Annotated in this window: 15 protein-coding genes and 1 rRNA gene; 14 read left to right on the top strand and 2 right to left on the bottom strand. The window is 29.9% G+C overall.

The genetic code is table 11. The features are described from left to right. The first annotated feature begins 115 nt into the window (after positions 1-115). The 5 genes from gadC to ACQPUW_RS15890 all read left to right on the top strand — a co-directional run bounded on the left by gadC (position 116) and on the right by ACQPUW_RS15890 (position 6,878). A complete protein-coding gene (gene gadC / locus ACQPUW_RS15910) occupies positions 116-1,693 on the top strand; it encodes a glutamate:gamma-aminobutyrate antiporter (RefSeq protein ID WP_430838454.1) in 1,578 nt (525 codons plus the stop codon). Positions 1,694-1,817: 124 nt separating this feature from the next. After that, a complete protein-coding gene (locus ACQPUW_RS15905; RefSeq protein WP_430838453.1) occupies positions 1,818-3,221 on the top strand; it encodes a glutamate decarboxylase in 1,404 nt (467 codons plus the stop codon). A gap of 328 nt (positions 3,222-3,549) precedes the next feature. Then, positions 3,550-4,626, top strand: a complete 1,077-nt coding sequence (locus ACQPUW_RS15900) for a pyridoxal-phosphate-dependent aminotransferase family protein (protein WP_430838452.1) — start codon at positions 3,550-3,552, stop codon at positions 4,624-4,626. A gap of 22 nt (positions 4,627-4,648) precedes the next feature. Next, on the top strand, positions 4,649-5,557 hold the full coding sequence (locus ACQPUW_RS15895; RefSeq protein WP_430838451.1) for a D-2-hydroxyacid dehydrogenase: 909 nt from the start codon (positions 4,649-4,651) through the stop codon (positions 5,555-5,557). Positions 5,558-5,636: 79 nt separating this feature from the next. Continuing rightward, the gene (locus ACQPUW_RS15890) at positions 5,637-6,878 is read left to right on the top strand and encodes a DUF1015 domain-containing protein (RefSeq protein ID WP_430838450.1); all 1,242 of its coding nucleotides are present in this window, start codon (positions 5,637-5,639) and stop codon (positions 6,876-6,878) included. 33 nt (positions 6,879-6,911) lie between these two features. Here the strand turns inward: ACQPUW_RS15890 and ACQPUW_RS15885 are convergent, their stop codons facing one another. After that, on the bottom strand, positions 6,912-7,607 hold the full coding sequence (locus ACQPUW_RS15885; protein WP_430838449.1) for a 5'-methylthioadenosine/adenosylhomocysteine nucleosidase: 696 nt from the start codon (positions 7,605-7,607) through the stop codon (positions 6,912-6,914). A 184-nt stretch (positions 7,608-7,791) separates the two neighbouring features. Here ACQPUW_RS15885 and ACQPUW_RS15880 point away from each other — a divergent pair, with 184 nt between their 5' ends. From ACQPUW_RS15880 to ACQPUW_RS15860, 5 genes are all read left to right on the top strand, one after another. Further along, complete coding sequence (locus ACQPUW_RS15880) at positions 7,792-8,556, top strand: tRNA threonylcarbamoyladenosine dehydratase (protein ID WP_430838448.1); 765 nt, start codon at positions 7,792-7,794, stop codon at positions 8,554-8,556. A 460-nt stretch (positions 8,557-9,016) separates the two neighbouring features. Further along, positions 9,017-9,949 (top strand): GNAT family N-acetyltransferase, encoded by a 933-nt coding sequence (locus tag ACQPUW_RS15875; RefSeq protein ID WP_430838447.1) that lies wholly within the window; start codon positions 9,017-9,019, stop codon positions 9,947-9,949. A 20-nt stretch (positions 9,950-9,969) separates the two neighbouring features. After that, positions 9,970-10,827, top strand: coding sequence for a glucose PTS transporter transcription antiterminator GlcT (gene glcT / locus ACQPUW_RS15870; RefSeq protein ID WP_430838446.1), 858 nt, complete (start codon positions 9,970-9,972; stop codon positions 10,825-10,827). A gap of 149 nt (positions 10,828-10,976) precedes the next feature. Then, on the top strand, positions 10,977-11,642 hold the full coding sequence (locus ACQPUW_RS15865; RefSeq protein WP_430838445.1) for a class D sortase: 666 nt from the start codon (positions 10,977-10,979) through the stop codon (positions 11,640-11,642). Between the two features lie 44 nt (positions 11,643-11,686). Next, positions 11,687-13,894 (top strand): SdrD B-like domain-containing protein, encoded by a 2,208-nt coding sequence (locus ACQPUW_RS15860; RefSeq protein ID WP_430838444.1) that lies wholly within the window; start codon positions 11,687-11,689, stop codon positions 13,892-13,894. A gap of 54 nt (positions 13,895-13,948) precedes the next feature. Here the strand turns inward: ACQPUW_RS15860 and ACQPUW_RS15855 are convergent, their stop codons facing one another. Continuing rightward, positions 13,949-14,440, bottom strand: coding sequence for a PTS sugar transporter subunit IIA (locus ACQPUW_RS15855; protein WP_430838443.1), 492 nt, complete (start codon positions 14,438-14,440; stop codon positions 13,949-13,951). A gap of 443 nt (positions 14,441-14,883) precedes the next feature. On the opposite strand from ACQPUW_RS15855, the gene nagE reads away from it, so the two are divergent. The 4 genes from nagE to ACQPUW_RS15835 form a co-directional block, all read left to right on the top strand. Beyond that, on the top strand, positions 14,884-16,305 hold the full coding sequence (gene nagE, locus ACQPUW_RS15850) for an N-acetylglucosamine-specific PTS transporter subunit IIBC (RefSeq protein ID WP_430838442.1): 1,422 nt from the start codon (positions 14,884-14,886) through the stop codon (positions 16,303-16,305). 218 nt (positions 16,306-16,523) lie between these two features. Continuing rightward, the gene (locus ACQPUW_RS15845) at positions 16,524-17,132 is read left to right on the top strand and encodes a DedA family protein (protein ID WP_430838441.1); all 609 of its coding nucleotides are present in this window, start codon (positions 16,524-16,526) and stop codon (positions 17,130-17,132) included. A gap of 102 nt (positions 17,133-17,234) precedes the next feature. Further along, positions 17,235-17,765, top strand: a complete 531-nt coding sequence (locus ACQPUW_RS15840) for a hypothetical protein (protein ID WP_430838440.1) — start codon at positions 17,235-17,237, stop codon at positions 17,763-17,765. A gap of 272 nt (positions 17,766-18,037) precedes the next feature. After that, a 16S ribosomal RNA gene (locus ACQPUW_RS15835) occupies positions 18,038-18,274 on the top strand; the annotation flags it as partial.

The following is an 18,274-nucleotide window of genomic DNA, read 5'->3' as shown; positions in this document are numbered from 1 at the left end:
CAGTTGTTATACTTTAGCCATGGACAGGAACAAGAAAAAAGTTCCTGACTTGCTTAATTTTGTCGACAATATTAAGGGTTTTAATAAAAACAAAATATTGAAGGGTCGTGAAATTATGGATAAGGGTTCAAAGCCAAGTACCGCTAAGTCATTGAGCTTATTCGGATTCTTTGCAATAACAGCATCTATGGTAATGACTTCATATGAATATCCAACATTTGCAACATCCGGATTCAGTTTGGTATTTTACTTATTAGCCGGTGGTATATTATGGTTTATACCAGTAGCTTTATGTGCAGCAGAGATGGCAACAGTAGAAGGATGGCAAACAGGTGGTGTCTTTGCTTGGGTTGGAAACACACTAGGAGAGAGATATGGATTTGCAGCAATAGCATTCCAATTCTTTGAGATATCAATCGGATTCATAACAATGCTATATTTCATATTAGGAGCATTGTCATATGTATTTGATTTTCCAGCACTTAATACAAATCCAACAGTTAAATTTATTGGTGTATTAATTGTATTCTGGGCATTAACATTTACTCAGTTAGCAGGAACAAAATATACAGCAAAGATTGCTAAAGTAGGATTTATAATAGGTATAGTTATACCATCATTAATTTTATTTGGATTAGCAATTGCGTATATTGCACAAGGAAATCCACTAGATGTAAAAATTAGTGCGGGAACATTCTTCCCAGACTTTACTAAGATAAATACTTTAGTTGTTTTTGTATCATTTATATTAGGATATATGGGTGTTGAAGCATCAGCTACTCACGCTAATGAAATGAAAAATCCTAAGAGAGATTATCCATTAGCAATGTTACTTTTAGTAATTTGTGCAATAGTATTAGATACTATGGGTGGTTTATCAGTTGCAGCAGTTATACCACAATCAGACTTAAATTTAAGTTCTGGTGTCATACAAACATTTGCAGCTTTAATAGGTCACTTTACTTCTCATGGAACTTGGATTGTAAAAATTATATCATTAATGATTGCAGTTGGAGTTATGGGAGAAGTTAGTTCTTGGGTTGTTGGTCCATCAAGAGGATTATATGTAGCAGCTCAAAAAGGAATATTACCAAAAACATTTAGAAAAGTTAATAAACACAATGTTCCAGTTCCATTAATTATGGTACAAGGTGTTTTATGTACAATATGGGCAGCAGTTTTAACATTTGGAGGCGGTGGTAACAACGTTTCATTCTTAACTGCAATGTCACTTACAGTTGTTGTTTACTTAGTTGGTTATTTCTTATTCTTTATAGCTTACTTTAATTTAGTATTAAAGAAGAAACAGTTGAAGAGAGGTTACCAAATACCAGGTGGAACAGTCTTTAAAATGATAGTTAGTATTGTAGGTTTTTTAATGTCAATATTTGCATTCGTTATATCCTTCGTACCACCAGCATCATTAGATGCGGCAAGTGCTAAGCAATATGAAACAATGCTTATAATATGCTTCATAATAGTTCTTATACTTCCATTTGCAATATATGCACTTCATGATAAGAGTGCACATAAGAGTATTAAAGAACCAGTTGCATTAAAAGCTGATGAAGTTAATAAATTTGTTCCTCCTATTGCAAGAGGACAACATCAAATCAATCCAGATCCAGAAGATATTATGGATCAAGAAGAAAAACTTCTTCCACCGGGAGATAGTTCAGGCAACAAGAAATAGTATAAAGCGAGTAGCTTTGTTCACCCAATGGCAAGACTATCAAAAAAACCAAAGCCTACCTGAAGATGAACATGTTATAAATATAAAAAATATAAAATAATTAACAATCAAGGGAGGTCTTACTATGTTATTTAGTAGAGATGATAAAGAATTAAAAGATACTTATAGAACACCAATATTTGGTACAGAAGAAGAAGATGTGGAAATGCCAAGATACTCAATTGGCAAGAAGCCTATACAACCAAGAGTTGCATACAGATTAGTTAAAGATGAATTAATGGATGAAGGTAACGCAAGATTAAACTTAGCTACATTCTGTCAAACTTATATGGAAGATGAAGCTACAAAATTAATGGCTGAAACATTAGAAAAAAATGCTATTGATAAGTCAGAATATCCTCAAACAACAGAGCTTGAAAATCGTTGTGTAAATATAATTGCTGATTTATGGAATGCTCCAAAGGATATGAAGTTTATAGGTACTTCAACAGTTGGATCATCAGAAGCTTGTATGTTAGCTGGTATGGCTATGAAGTTCAGATGGAGAAATAGAGCTAAGAAGCTTGGTATGGATGTAATTAATAAGAAACCAAACTTAGTAATATCATCAGGATTCCAAGTATGCTGGGAAAAATTCTGTGTATATTGGGATATAGAAATGAGATTAGTTCCATTAGAAGAAAATCATATGAGTTTAGATATGGATAAAGTAATGGATTATGTTGATGATTATACTATAGGTATAGTTGGAATACTTGGTATCACTTACACTGGTAAATTTGATGATATTAAGAAATTAAATGATCTTGTTGAAGAATACAATAAGACTGCTAAATTATCAGTACCAATTCACGTTGATGGTGCTTCAGGTGGATTATTCACACCATTTATAGAACCAGATCTTGAATGGGATTTCAGATTAAAGAATGTTGTATCAATAAGTACTTCAGGTCATAAATACGGACTAGTTTATCCAGGTATCGGTTGGGTAATGTGGAAAGATGAACAATTCCTACCTAAAGAATTGATATTTGAAGTAAGCTACTTAGGAGGAAAAATGCCAACAATGGCTATAAACTTCTCAAGAAGTGCAAGCCAAGTAATAGGACAATACTACAACTTCTTAAGATACGGTTTCGAAGGATACAGACAAATACATCAAAGAACAAAAGATGTTGCAATGTATTTAGCAAAAGAAATCAAGGACATGGGATTATTTGAAATCTACAATGATGGATCAAACTTACCAATAGTTTGCTACAAATTAAAAGAAGATGCTAATGTAGAATGGTCATTAGATGATCTAGCAGATAGATTATTAATGAAGGGATGGCAAGTACCTGCTTATCCATTACCAGAGAACTTACAAAATGTAAGAATCCAACGTATCGTATGTCGTGCTGACTTAGGTCATGCAATGGCTGAACAATTAGTAAATGATATTAAGGCTGGTATAAAAGCTCTTAACAATGCGCATGTTTTAGAAAAGAATGAACAAAATAAAGGTGCACATGGTTTCACACACTAATCAAAAAAAGATTATTAGATAAACAATAGTTCAATTCACTATATATCGCTTAAATTATTTTTAAAAAAGTCCTTTATCTATAAAATTTATAGATAAAGGACTTTTTTTATTATAATATAATGAAATTTTTTCATTCTAAATCATATTATTAATAAGTAAAGGATAAAAAATGTTTAGGGTAAAAAGTGTATTTGTAGTATAGACACTTTTATTGAAAAGTATTTTACAGTAAAAACCATTAAGGATATTTGAATTTTATGGAAGATAATAGTAAAATGTACGGATAATCAATAACGAAAAAAGGAATTTAATAATAGGGGGGATGTAAATGCATAAAAAGTTGTTTATTCCAGGTCCTGTAGAGGTTCGTAAAGATGTATTAGATCAGATGACAAAGCCTATGATAGGTCATAGAAGTAAAGATGCATCAGTTCTTCAAAGAAGAATAAGTGATAATCTAAGAAAGTTATTTCTTACAGAAAGTGAGATTTTATTATCAACAACTTCTGGAAGTGGTCTTATGGAAGGGGCTATAAGATCATGTACATTAAAAAAGGCTGCTGTTTTTTCTTGTGGGGCATTTGGGAGAAGATGGTACAATATGGCTATTAACAATAATGTACGAGCGGATATTTTCGAAGTCGATATGGGCAAAGGTATAACAAAGGAAATGGTTGATAATGCATTAAAAACTGGTGAATATGATTTAGTTGCAGTAACGCATAATGAAACATCAACAGGAGTTATGAATCCTATATATGAAATTGGTGAAGTTATTAAGAAATATCCAGATGTAGTATTTATTGTCGATGCAGTAAGTTCAGCGGCAGGAATAAAAATAGAGGTGGATAAAATCGGTATAGATGTATGTATTACATCTAGTCAGAAAGCTTTAGGACTTCCTCCAGGACTTGCTGTATGTACTTTTTCAAAGAAGGCAAGGGAAAGAGCTGAGAAGGTTCCAAATAGAGGTTTCTATTTAGATTTACTATCACTTTATAAGTATATTCAAAAGAAGGATTATCAATATCCATCAACACCATCTATTCCTCATATGTATGCACTAGACTATCAACTAGATTATATATTAAATAAGGAAGGTCTAAAAAATAGATTTAATAGACATTTAGAGATGGCAAAAGTAGTTAGAGAATGGGGAAGGAAGTATTTTGAGCTATTCCCAGAAAAAGATGAGTTATTATCAAATACATTAACGACTATAAAAAATACTAGAGGAGTAAGTATTGCTGATTTGAATAAGGAGCTAGGAAAAAGAGGATTTACTATATCTAATGGATACGGTGATTTAAAAGAAAAAACATTTAGAATAGCTCATATGGCAGATTGTCAGGTGGATGATGTTAGAGAATTATTAGATAATATTGAAGAGATATTGGGGTTATAGTTTAAGTTAAGGGGGGTATTTTATGTATAGAATTTTAACTAATGATGGTTTGCAACAAAGTGCTATAGACAAGTTGGAAGCTCTTGGTATAGAAGTTGTAAACACTCATTATAATCAAGATATATTAGGAGAAAAACTTAAGGATTTTGATGTAATAGTAATTAGGGGTGCTACAAAGCTGACTAAAGATGTTTTAGATGAAGCATCAAAAGGGAAGCTCAAACTTGCAATAAGAGCAGGGGTCGGAATAGATAATATAGATGTTAAATGTGCTGAGAATCTTGGGATAACTGTTAGGAATACTCCAAATGCAAGTTCAGATTCTGTTGCAGAACTTGCCATAGCTCATATGTTTTCAGTTGCTAGATTTTTAGGTGAATCTAACTCAACTATGAGAAATGGTGAATGGAATAAGAAAAAGTATCAAGGAACTGAAATTTGTGGTAAGACCCTTGGGATAATAGGGATGGGGAGAATAGGAAAAAGTTTAGCTAAGAAAGCTGAAGCACTAGGTATGAAGGTAATATATTATACAATTGAAGGAAAGTATGATGAATTACACTATGAATTTTTAAGCTTTGAAGAGGTATTAAAATCTTCAGATTTTTTATCAATTCATGTTCCTTATGATAAGGATACGGAATCATTAATTGGAGAAAATGAATTTAATATAATGAAGGATGGAATATATATTGTAAATTGTTCAAGGGGCAAGGTTGTAGATGAAGATGCATTATTAAGAGCGCTTGAAAGTGGAAAAGTATCAGGAGCTGGAATTGATGTATTTGCAAAAGAGCCAACAGCGAATAAAGAATTAGTAAATCATCCAAGAGTTAGTGTAAGTCCCCATATAGGGGCATCAACTAAAGAGGCTCAAGATAGGATTGGAAAAGAAGTAGTTAGTGTAGTAAAAGAATTTTTAAATTTATAAATAGCATTAAAATAAGGAAGCTTTATAAATGTATAAAGCTTCCTATAAATTAAAGTTTTGAATTTGGGGAGGTATTTTTATGGCAATTGTTAAGCCTTTTAAGGCAATTAGACCAGTAAAGGAATTAGTTTCAAAGATAGCAGCATTACCTTATGATGTTATGAGTAGTGAAGAAGCGAGAGAAATAGTTAAGGATAATAAATATTCATTTTTACATATAGATAGAGCTGAGATAGACTTAGATATTGGAATTGATGCTCATGATAAAAGGGTTTATGAAAAAGCTAGGGATAATCTAAATAGAATGATTAAGGATGGAGAATTTATTCAGGATGAAAGTCCATACTTTTATATATACAGGCAAATAATGAATGAAAGAGTGCAAACGGGACTAGTATGTACAGCATCAATTGATGATTATGTAAGCAATGTTATTAAAAAGCATGAATTTACAAGAGCTGATAAAGAAGAAGATAGAATTAATCACGTAGATTATTGCAATGCAAATACAGGACCAATATTTCTAACTTATAGAAAGAATAATAATATCTCAGGTATTATAGATAAATATACTAAAAAAGATCCTGAATATGATTTTCATTCAGAAGATGGCGTAGGGCAGAGCGTATGGGTTATAGATGAATACAAGGATATAGAAAGATTAGAAAAATTATTTAAGAATATAGATAGTATGTATATTGCGGATGGTCACCATAGATGTGCATCAGCAGCAAAAGTTAGTGAAATGAGGAGAAAAGAAACCCCAGATTATACTGGTGCTGAAGATTTTAATTATTTTTTAGCTGTAGCTTTTCCAGATCAAGATCTTTATGTCATGGATTATAATAGGGTAGTTAAGGATTTAGGAGAGCTTAGTAAGGATGAATTTATTGATAAGGTTTCAGAGAACTTTGAAATAAGTAAGTATCAAGGAGAAAATGGATATAAGCCAACTAAAAAGCATACATTTGGTATGTATTTAGATAATGAATGGTTTATATTAGAAGCGAAAAAAGATAGTTTTGATGAAAATGATCCTATAGAAAGATTAGATGTATCAATACTTCAAAAAAATTTACTTGAGAAAGTTTTAAATATTAAAGATGTTAGAACGTCAGATAGAATAGATTTTATAGGTGGAATAAGAGGAATTAAAGAACTTGAAAGACGAGTTCAAGAGGATATGAGAGTCGCTTTTTCTATGTATCCAACAGATATTCATGATGTTATGGATGTTGCAGATATTAATAAAGTTATGCCACCTAAATCAACATGGTTTGAGCCTAAATTACGAAGTGGGTTATTTATTCATAAATTATAAGTTAAAATAAAAAAAGTCCTAATGGACTTTTTTTTATTTTAACTTATTAATCATACCTTTAAGGATTGTTGTTGAGTTTCTAACTCCGATTGGAGTAAACTTTTCATAATCCATGTGCGCTCCATTATTAGCGTTATCTGAAATTGATCTTATAACTACAAATGGAATGTGGTTTAGGTAACAAACGTGAGCGATACTTGCTCCTTCCATCTCAACAGCTTTAGCATCGAATTCTTTTTCAAGCCATTTAATTTTATCTACACTAGCTACGAATTGATCTCCTGAAACTATTCTTCCTGAGAAAGTATTAAATCCGTCGATTTCATCACAAGCTTCCTTACAAACTGATACTAAGCTTTCATCACATTTGAAATCAAAAGTATCTAATCTTGGAATTTGACCATGTTTATCTCCAAATACTGTTGTATCCATATCGTATTGAACTAAGTTTTCGGCTATAACGACATCTCCAGGATATATATCCATTCCGATACCACCAGCAACTCCAACGTTAATTACTGTTCCAACATTATATTCTGAAATTAATATTTGAGTACATATTGCTGCATTAACCTTACCTATTCCTGAAACAACTGCTACAACATCCTTATTCCAAAGCTTACCTTTGTGGAAAGTCATGTTTGCTTTAACGTTTTTTTCAGTAACATCCATATCTTTTAGAAGAATTTCTAATTCTTCACTCATTGCACTTATTATTCCAATTACCATAATCTAATCCTCCGTAAAACAATTAGTTATCTTAAAAATAGATAACTTATACAATATTATAGACTCAATAGAATGTATAGTAAACATAAGTGAAGATTTTACCGGAGAAAAAAACCTTGTATAAGGGAATAATATAAAATAAAATAGAAATAAATATTTTGAGATAACAAAGGAGATAAAATATATGGCGCAGCATTCATTGTCAAGAACGGAATTACTTATAGGAAAAGAAGGTTTAGATAAATTAAAAAGTGCTAAGGTAGTTGTATTTGGAGTTGGAGGAGTTGGAAGTTTTACAGTTGAAGCATTAACTAGAGCTGGAGTTGGAAATCTAGTTTTAATTGATGATGATACAGTATGTCTTACTAATTTAAACAGACAAATCCATGCAACATATAATACAATAAGCAAAGTTAAAGTTGATGTTATGAAGGAAAGAGTTTTAAGTATTAATCATAAATGTAATGTAATTACTCATCAAACCTTTGTAACTCCAGATAATATAACAGATTTTATAACAGATGATGTTGATTATGTAGTTGATGCAATAGATACAGTAACTGCAAAGATTGCTCTTGCTAAATATTGCTATGAAAATGATATAAAAATAATTAGTTCAATGGGAACAGGTAATAAATTTGATCCAACTCAATTTAAGGTAAGTGATGTATTTAAAACAAAAGTTTGTCCTCTTGCAAAAGTAATGAGAAGTGAGCTTAAAAAAAGAGGAGTTAAAAAGCTTAAGGTTGTATACTCAGAAGAGCAACCAACTAAGCCAAGAACTGAAGATGTAGTTACATGTAAAACTGGATGTGTTTGTACAGGTGGAACTAAAAAGTGTGCTGAAAAGAGACAAATTCCAGGAAGTATATCATTTGTGCCTCCAGTTGCAGGTATGATAATTGGTGGGGAAGTTATAAAAGATATAATTGGAATGAATGATAAGTAATTTATGTGGATAACTTTTAAAGTTTGAAAAGTGTTTACAAAAATTGGATAAAATATGACTTTTGTCGATTAAGTTAGCCAAAAAAATATAATATGCAACAAGTCTCGAAGCACAATATATTGTGTGAAAATAAAAAGTTATCAACAACATGTTGATAAAATTGGGGATAACTTTATTTTTGAGATTTAATTACAATAAAGTTTATATATATATTAATCTAAAGACCTCTTTGAATAAATTTAAAGAGGTCTTTATTATTATTCTAGATAAAAAGTAATTCTATTTAAAATATAAATTTTTACTTATCAGATAAATAAAAATTATTTAAATACACTTTAAGCATAATATTATTTATAAATTAAACATAATATTATTTATAAATATAATCAGTTAAACCTTGTAAACGTAGAAGTATAATATATAATATTCTTATAAGACTTTAATTTTAGGAGAATTTAATATGTCACCAAATTACAATATAAATATAGCTTTAAATAAGGGAAGTAATAATGAATATCTTATTAGGGATAAAAACAGCATAAACATAGGAAGATTTTCCATAGAAGAATTAGATCAAAGTAATAAAAGATGTAATATTGATTTAAAATTTTATAGAGAATATGATTATAGCCTATTAAGAGAAACTTTAGAGTTATTATTAATGGCGACTTTTAAGGATAAGAATATTTTTAAGGTTAACATAAAAGTAATTGAAGGACTTAGTCTTTCGCCATTTCTTGATTTAGGATTCATTTTAGAAGGTATATTATCGGATAATATATATTCTAATGGAATCTATAAGAATGAACTTATGTTAGGAATTAATAGAGAAGATTATATATATAAAAACTGTGCATCTATGATTCAATTGGAGGGTAAAAATATTACATTAAGAAATTTAACTCCAAATGATGATAAAGCATTATTAGAATACTATACTAAAAATAAAAAGCATCTTGAAAAATTTGAGCCTACAAGAGATAAAGAATTCTATACATTAGAATCACAAAGAAACTCATTGAATGAAAGTTACAAGCAATTCTTAAATGGAACCTCAATAGATTTAGCAATTATAGATAATGACAAAATAATAGGAAAGCTTAGATTATCCAATATAGTATATGGAGTATTTAAAAGTGCTATACTGGGTTATTGTATAGATGAAGATTATCAGGGAAAAGGTTACATGAAAGAAGCTGTAAACTTGGTTGTAAATTATGCTTTTAAAGAATTAGATCTTCATAGAATAGAAGCATCAGCGCTTTTAGATAATGAGAGATCAAGGGGGGTACTAATTAGTACCGGGTTTAAAGAATTGGGAATAAATGAAAAATATCTTTTTATAAATGGAGTGTGGAAAGATCATATAACATATTACAAAGTAAAGGGTTAAAATGTAAGTGAGGGGAAAGAATGGGTATAGGATTAAAGGACGATGTGGTGGTAACTAAAGTTTTTAACAATAGTATAGTTTTAGTAAAGTCTGAAGGTAAAGAAAAAATATTACTTTCAAAAGGTATAGGGTTTGGAAAGAAATTTGGAAATATAATTTCAAAAGATACTGAAGTAGATAAGATTTTTAAAATTGAAAATGAGGACAATATAAAGAACTTTAATAGAATAATTTCAAAGATAGATGATGATTTCTTTGATTTATGTGAGGAAGTTATTTATGATATATCAGAGAGTCTTGGGGAAGAGCTTAGTGAAAATATTCACATAGGACTTATAGATCATCTATTTTTTGCTACGAAAAGATTAAAAAATAATGAAGAGATTCAAAATCCTTTCATTATAGAGATAGAGACATTATATCCTAAGGAATTTTTACTTGCAGCAGAAGCAGCTAAAAAGATAGGAAAATCAATTAATATAAATATACCAGATGGAGAGATTGGGTTTATAGCACTTCACATACATTCATCTAGAAATAATGGGAAGCTATCAAATACTATAAAATGCAGTTACTTAAGTAGTTCTATAATCGAATATGTTGAAGAAGCTTTAAATATAAATATAAATAGAAAATCATTAGATTATGCAAGATTCTTAACACATATAAGGTTTGCAATAGAGAGAATAATGACTAAAAGTCCCATAAAAAATGATTTGATATCAGTGATAAAAGAAAAGTATAAAAAATCATATAAGATAGCAATGGGAATAGGCGAATTCTTAGAAGAAGAACTAGATAAGGAAATAGTTGAAGATGAAATTGCTTATTTGGCAATGCATATAGAAAGATTTAGATATTCTATAAAAGTAGAATAATAATTAAAATTTAGAATTACAAAAGATTTGTAAATACAACTGATAAAGGGTAAAAATACTAAATGTGTAATTACAAGAATATTATTACACACAAATAGTTAAATATTTAGGTTATAATTAAAATGTTGCTATTAGGGGAGTGTTAGAAAATGAGAAAAAAAAGGGAAGAGGAAGAGGGTAAAAAAAGCCCTAAGAAAAGAAGTAAGCTTCTTACTATATTTGGAGTTGTATTCATTTTAGGTGGATTACTACTTATAGCATATCCTTTTATAGAAATTGGGTTAGATAAAAGAGATATATCAAAGAATATAAACGAATGGGACAAGCAAAGAACAGAGGCACTTAAAAATGATAAGGATAATTCAAATAAAGAAGATACAAAGAAAGGGAATAAAATAAAATACCCTATTGTAAAAGTGGACGGAAAAGATATAATAGGAAAGCTTGTTGTTACTAAGACAGGTGAGCAAATTCCAATACTTATGGGAGCAACAGAAGAAAATCTAAGAGGTGGTGCAACTCTTTATGATAACGGGATATATCCAGGGGATAAAGGCACTGCAATTATATTAGGTCATAGAGAAACTACTTTTGGATTCTTAGAAAATATAAAGGATTCAGATATAGTTGAAGTACAAAGTTTAAATCACACATATAAATTTAAAGTTAAGAAGACATATATAACAAATCCAGAAGATGAATCAATACTTGCTCAGGAAGAAGGTCCAAGTATGACTTTAGTTACTTGTTATCCTTTTAGATATGTAGGACCTGCACCTGATAGATTTATTGTTAAGCTTGATTTGATTGAATAAATAATTAATAAAAAATACACGAGAAAAAACAAGGTGATAATAGTATGAAAAGCGATAAAAATATTGGAAGGTGGCTAAGTTTGGTTTTAGTCACTGTAGTAATATTACAGCTCTTGCAAGCAGTTGGAGCAAATAATGTATATGCTAATGAGAATAATGGTGATAGCGTAGCCATAAAAAACAATAATATTAAAGGTGTTCAAGGTACAGAGGACCTATATTATTCATATCCATATTTAAGAGAACTTAAATATCATATAGCACCTGATGCCTATAAAAAAGAAAGATTGAATTCATCAGATGGTAATTCAATAACAATAGGCGATTATAAAAGTGTATTGGCACAACGTATTTTAGAAAATTCCGGAACGGATAATGAAAATACAACACACTATTCAGCAATAGGCGGAAAAGTATGGCATGATATCAATGGTGATGGAATACAAGAAGATAATGAAATATTAATAGAAGGAATAGATGTATATCTTTTAGACGGAAATAAAAATATAATAAATAGCACTAAAACAGATGCGTTTGGTAGATATGAATTTGATGATTTACATGCAGGAACTTATTATGTAAAGGTTAATAAATCTGATGAGTTTAAGTTATTTACGAAAAGACAGGGAACAGATGATACTAATCTAGATAATGATTTTGATAAAGATGGATTTACATCCAAAATAGAAATAACAGATAAAGCGGAAAACTTTAGTATTGATGCTGGAATGACAAAGGCTATAACTATAGGTGATTTTGTTTGGAATGATATTAATTGGAATGGCAAGCAAGACGAAGATGAGCCTGGAATCCCAGGAATTCTTGTTAAATTATATAAGGATGGTGAGTTAAGTCTTGAAACAAGAACAGATGAAAGTGGACATTATTCATTTAATAATCTTGAGCCAGGTGAATATAGTCTAAAATTTGTTGATTTAAAAGATATATATGCACCAACTATAATATTGAATAGTGACAGTAGTTCATCTAATGTAATAGATGATAGTGGTTTTACAAAAATATATAATTTATTATCTGGAGATGAAAAAAAGGATATTGATGTAGCCTTTCATAAGGCTAAGATAAAGAGTAATATTTTTGAAGATAAGAATTTTAATGGTAGACAAGATGCAGGTGAATCCGGAATAAATGATGTTATCGTAAAACTATATTTAGAGAATGGAACATTTGTAAAAGAGACTAGAACAAATAACTTAGGTATATATGAATTTAATAATTTATTGCCTGGAAAATACTATATTAAGGTGGAAAAAGCAAAAGGATATAATTATTTTTCCCCTAAAAAGGTAGGGGTATCTGCTAAAAGTAGTGTAGTAAATGAAGATGGAGTATCAGATGTTTTTAATATAAATAAAGGTCAACGTTATATTTATCTGAATGCTGGTATGACTTTTTTTGGAGAAGTGAACGCTAGAGTTTTTGAAGACAAAAATTATAATGGTAGAAGAGATAAAGATGATAAACTCATAGAAGGTACTAGAGTAAAATTATTAAGTGCTAATGGTGATGAAGTTAAAGATATCTATGGAAATAGTGTTGAAGATCAAATTACGGATAAGTATGGCAGGGTTTATTTTAAAAATTTACCGAAGGGTGAATATAAGATTAGTGTATCAATGCCTAAAGGATATAGTAGTTTTACAAAGCAAAGTACTGATATAAGTTCAAATTTTAGTAATGTAAATACTGGTGGATTTAGTGAAAATATAGATGTCAAAAATATAGACAAGGATAATGTAATTAATGCAGGTGTTATAAAGTCAGGCAGCATTGGAAGTAAAGTTTGGAATGACAACAATAAAGATGGAAAGCAGAATGATAATGAAGAGGGCGTTGAAGGAATAGATGTATTCCTTTGTGATTCAAATGGTAAATTACTATCAGTAACGAATACTGATAAGGATGGTAATTATAAATTTGATAATTTAGATCCTGGTAAGTACTATGTTTTATTTGAGACACCAAAAAACCTAGGTGTAACTAATTTAAAAGATAATGGTGCACAATCACATAAAAGCAGAGATATAAATCTATCATCAGGAGAAGCTAATAATAGTATTAATCTAGGTGTTTATGTAAAGCCAGATTTATCAAAAGAAGTGAAAGAACTGCCAATTACAAGCAAACAAGGATTTAATGATGTGCTAGGTGGAAGTGCTTTAATTATACTTGGAATATCAGTTTTAGCATATAAAAAAAATAAGAGTTACGGGAACTGTAAAGATGAATAGAAGATAAAATAGAAAAACTCATTGCATAATAGCAATGAGTTTTCTTGTTATTTATTAAACAGTATATTCTAAAACTACAGTTTCACCAGCTACTACGTCCATGCCAGTTTTAACATCTAGTGATTTAACTGTATCTGGGTTAGTTATAAGAACTGGAGTAACTAATGATAGTCCTTTGTTCTTAATGAATTCTCTATCTATTTTAATGATAGGAGTTCCAGCTTTAACTCTTGTTCCTTGTTCTGCTAATTGTTCAAAACCTTCTCCATTTAAGGATACAGTTTCTATTCCTATGTGAACAAGTACTTCGATTCCGTTGTCTAAAGTCATAGCAAATGCATGCTTAGTTTTAAATACTAAAGTTAATTCTCCATCACAAGGTGCTACGATTATATCTCCTGTTGAGTCAATTCCTAATCCTTCTCCAGCCATCTTTTGAGCAAATACTGGATCTGGAACTTCTGATAAATCTACAGCCTTTCCGCTAACTGGAGCTACAAAATTTAATGATTCTTCTTTTTTATTCTTTTTAAATAATCCAAACATAATTTTCAAGTCCTTTCTATTTTACAAATGTTTTAAATATCAATAATTAGGTTGTTTAAATTTTAAATATAGTATACCATATGCACTTTAAAATAAAAAAAGGCATAAGTTTAACAAATAAACTTATGCCTGATCTAACAGTTACACGTCTTGATATTATTATAACTTTAATAATAATAAGTGTCAATTTAATTATTTGTAAAAATATTAAAATTTATCACTTGAAATCGTTGACAGAATAGTAAAAATATATTAGAATAGGATTACAAAGTAAAATATGCTTATTAATTCGGCGTGTTACCATTAATAATTTGGGCATTAGCTGGAAGGAATATAACTATAATTATATTCTTTCCGGCTTTTTTTGTTTGTTATTATTTATTTTCTGTATTATTATAAATACCGATTCATAAGCATAAATAATTTATATTGGAGGGAATTATATGTCAAAAGGAAATAATAAGGTTCTTGGCGCATTACAAAAATTAGGTAAGGCACTTATGACACCTGTTGCTTGCTTGCCGGCAGCAGCAATTTTATTAAGACTTGGAGCGCCGGATGTTCTTGGAATTGTTTGGATGGAAAAAGCAGGGGGGGCAATATTAGATAATTTAGCAATTTTATTTGCAATTGGTATAGCAATTGGACTTGCTAAAGAAAATAACGGAGTTGCAGGACTTGCAGCTGCTGTTGGTTATTTCACGCTTACAAATGTAGCAGGCGCATTTGATGAAACAATTAATATGGGAGTTTTAGCTGGTATTCTTTCAGGGGTTGTTGCAGGATTACTTTATAACAAGTTTAAAGATATTCAGCTTCCACAATTTTTGGGATTCTTTGGAGGTAAGCGTTTTGTACCTATAGCTACAGCTTTTGCTTGTCTAGCATTAGGAGTTGCTGCAGGATATATTTGGCCACCTATCCAAGGTGTGTTAAATGATTTTGGTAACACAATGGCAGCAGCTGGAGCAATTGGAGCATTTGTTTTTGGTGTCTTAAACAGATTACTTATACCATTTGGTTTACATCACGTGCTTAATACAATATTCTGGTTCCAATTTGGTACATTTACTAAACCTGATGGAACAGTTGTTACAGGAGATATAAATAGATTCCTTGCTGGAGACCCAACTGCAGGAGTATATACAACTGGGTTCTACTTTATAATGATGTTTGCATTACCAGCAGCTTGTTTAGCTATGATAGCAGCAGCTAAAAAGCGAAATAGAAAAGCAGTAACAGGTATGTTAGTTAGTATAGCAGCTACTGCATTCTTAACTGGTATTACAGAACCAATTGAATTTACATTCATGTTCTTAGCACCAGTACTATATGGATTCCATGCGATTATGACAGGAATTGCGCTGGCCGTTGCTAATATATTTGGAATGAAGATGGGATTTGCCTTCTCGGCTGGTTTTATAGACTATGCGTTAAATTATGGAATATCAACAAAAGCATTAATGATTATTTTAGTAGGCTTAATATTTGCTGCAATATACTTTGTAGTATTCTACTTCGCAATTAAGAAATTCAATTTACCAACACCAGGTAGAGAAGACGATGATAATTTTGAGGACATAGTTGAAGATGATGCTCAACGTGGAGTAGTTAAAGGTAAATCATCAATAGATGAAAAAGCGGCAGGGATTTTAGAAGCATTAGGTGGAAGCTCAAACATTGAAAGCATAGATGCTTGTGTAACTAGAATCAGATTAACTGTTAAAGATTCAGGAAAAGTAAATGAAAAAGAATTAAAGAGATTAGGTGCTACTGGAATAATGAAATTAGATGCTAAAAATCTTCAAGTTGTTGTAGGAACTTTAGCAGATCCAATAGTGTCACATATAAAGAAAATGATGTAATAAAATATAAACAAAAAGGTAGATTTAATATCTACCTTTTTTTGTTTGTATAAAATTGATTAATAGGGATATAACTATACAAATAAAAAGGTAATCATACTATTTAACTTAGATTTAATATTGAAGATTAATAATTAACATAAGTAAGATTGAAGAAAAGTTGTTTTGCTGATATATTCTAAAATAATCATTAGATATATAAATTAGGGGGGATGTTTATGAGTTTAGAAGAAGTTATAAGAGAATTTGTAGTAAACTATGGAATGATAAGTGTATTTGTTCTTGTTTTATTGGAATATGCAAATTTTCCATTACCTAGTGAACTTGTATTGCCGCTTATGGGTATAGTTGGGGTAGTAAATGGTGTAAGTTTTATTGAGATATTAGTTGTTTCTGTAATAGCAGGAGTATTAGGCTCTATATTAAATTACATAATAGGTCTATATTTTGGGCCTAAAGCGGTGGATTATATAACTTTAAAATTTCCTAAGACAAAAAAATCAGCAGATGCAGCATATAGCTGGCTAAATAAATATGATAATATTGCTGTATTACTATCAAGGTTAGTGCCACTTGCAAGAACTTTTATATCCATTGTAGCAGGAGTTGTTAAAATGAAACCAATAGCTTTTATTGGATATTCGGCGATAGGAATAACTATTTGGAATTCTATACTTATTGGACTTGGATTTGTATTTGGAAATAATAGTGAAGTTATAAACTTAATATTAAAAAGATATTCTTTAATAGTTGGATTAATAATATTACTAATATCAGTGGTTTTAATTATTAAGAATAAAGACAAAATAAAAGAGAAGTTATTCTAAATTAACTTCTCTTTTATTTTGTCTTTAATATAATGTATTTTTGATATAATATTAAATTAAAATATGAGGATTTTTGATACTGGTTTAGGAGTGGGGTTTAGAATGAGAAGTTTTGATAAAAATACATTTATAAATAGTGTTGAGGTAAGACCTAATAATATATTAGAAGGCTTTGATAATTATAATAATGCCATAATAACAACAGAGTTTATTACTAATAACGAGGAAGCGGAAAATTGTTTTATTGAATTTTTTAGACATATATTTGAAGTAAATAAAAATAGTATATTAGATTATTATGGAAATACATTAATGGATGATGAGTTTAGCAGAATGATATGTACACTATCCAAGGATGAAAAAGATATACTTATACAGATTAGAGAAAAATCAAATAATGAGGGTATTTACTTTAAAATAGATGATATGAAAGTTTTAGATATATTAGTAAAGATATCAGCAAGAGGGATATTATTTAGTACTTTTTATATAATTAATGATGGAGTTACTATTTGGAGCAATTATGATTATAAGTTTGTTATGTTTTTTAAAGATAAAAACATAATTCATCATTATGAAAATATAGCTAAAAAATATAAATTAACAATAAAAGATGTAAAAATGATAGTATAATATATATATAAATGCACAAACTATACCTAGTGTATCAGTATGAGATATAGTTAGTAATAAGCAGTAAATTGGAGTAATATAGTTATAACAGTTATATACAAGAAAAATAAAGTCGAGAGATGTCGTAAATGTGTATATAATAAGTCTTGTCGCTTGAGTGCGACGGACAAAAATTAAATGGTCTTTGAAAATTGAACAGAATATATAAAACATTTAAACAACCAGCAATTCTTTTTATTAAAGTAAGTTTTATGAGTGAAAAGATTAAACTTTTTATTGAGAGTTTGATCCTGGCTCAGGACGAACGCTGGCGGCGTGCCTAACACATGCAAGTCGAGCGATGAAGTTTCCTTCGGGAAACGGATTAGCGGCGGACGGGTGAGTAACACGTGGGTAACCTGCCTCATAGAGGGGAATAGCCTTCCGAAAGGAAGATTAATACCGCATAACATTGCAGTTTCGCATGAAACAGCAATTAAAGGAGCAATCCGCTATGAGATGGACCCGCG

The organism is Clostridium sardiniense, from assembly GCF_050584765.1.
Taxonomy (GTDB): Bacteria; Bacillota; Clostridia; order Clostridiales; family Clostridiaceae; genus Clostridium; species Clostridium sardiniense_A.
This window is presented reverse-complemented; position numbering and strand designations above follow the sequence as displayed.

Excerpts from the sequence above, each read along its gene's own strand:
- gadC (WP_430838454.1), top strand. The coding sequence starts at position 116 with ATGGATAAGGGTTCAAAGCCAAGTACCGCTAAGTCATTGAGCTTATTC.
- ACQPUW_RS15905 (WP_430838453.1), top strand. The coding sequence starts at position 1,818 with ATGTTATTTAGTAGAGATGATAAAGAATTAAAAGATACTTATAGAACA.
- ACQPUW_RS15900 (WP_430838452.1), top strand. The coding sequence starts at position 3,550 with ATGCATAAAAAGTTGTTTATTCCAGGTCCTGTAGAGGTTCGTAAAGAT.
- ACQPUW_RS15895 (WP_430838451.1), top strand. The coding sequence starts at position 4,649 with ATGTATAGAATTTTAACTAATGATGGTTTGCAACAAAGTGCTATAGAC.
- ACQPUW_RS15890 (WP_430838450.1), top strand. The coding sequence starts at position 5,637 with ATGGCAATTGTTAAGCCTTTTAAGGCAATTAGACCAGTAAAGGAATTA.
- ACQPUW_RS15885 (WP_430838449.1), bottom strand. The coding sequence starts at position 7,607 with ATGGTAATTGGAATAATAAGTGCAATGAGTGAAGAATTAGAAATTCTT.
- ACQPUW_RS15880 (WP_430838448.1), top strand. The coding sequence starts at position 7,792 with ATGGCGCAGCATTCATTGTCAAGAACGGAATTACTTATAGGAAAAGAA.
- ACQPUW_RS15875 (WP_430838447.1), top strand. The coding sequence starts at position 9,017 with ATGTCACCAAATTACAATATAAATATAGCTTTAAATAAGGGAAGTAAT.
- glcT (WP_430838446.1), top strand. The coding sequence starts at position 9,970 with ATGGGTATAGGATTAAAGGACGATGTGGTGGTAACTAAAGTTTTTAAC.
- ACQPUW_RS15865 (WP_430838445.1), top strand. The coding sequence starts at position 10,977 with ATGAGAAAAAAAAGGGAAGAGGAAGAGGGTAAAAAAAGCCCTAAGAAA.
- ACQPUW_RS15860 (WP_430838444.1), top strand. The coding sequence starts at position 11,687 with ATGAAAAGCGATAAAAATATTGGAAGGTGGCTAAGTTTGGTTTTAGTC.
- ACQPUW_RS15855 (WP_430838443.1), bottom strand. The coding sequence starts at position 14,440 with ATGTTTGGATTATTTAAAAAGAATAAAAAAGAAGAATCATTAAATTTT.
- nagE (WP_430838442.1), top strand. The coding sequence starts at position 14,884 with ATGTCAAAAGGAAATAATAAGGTTCTTGGCGCATTACAAAAATTAGGT.
- ACQPUW_RS15845 (WP_430838441.1), top strand. The coding sequence starts at position 16,524 with ATGAGTTTAGAAGAAGTTATAAGAGAATTTGTAGTAAACTATGGAATG.
- ACQPUW_RS15840 (WP_430838440.1), top strand. The coding sequence starts at position 17,235 with ATGAGAAGTTTTGATAAAAATACATTTATAAATAGTGTTGAGGTAAGA.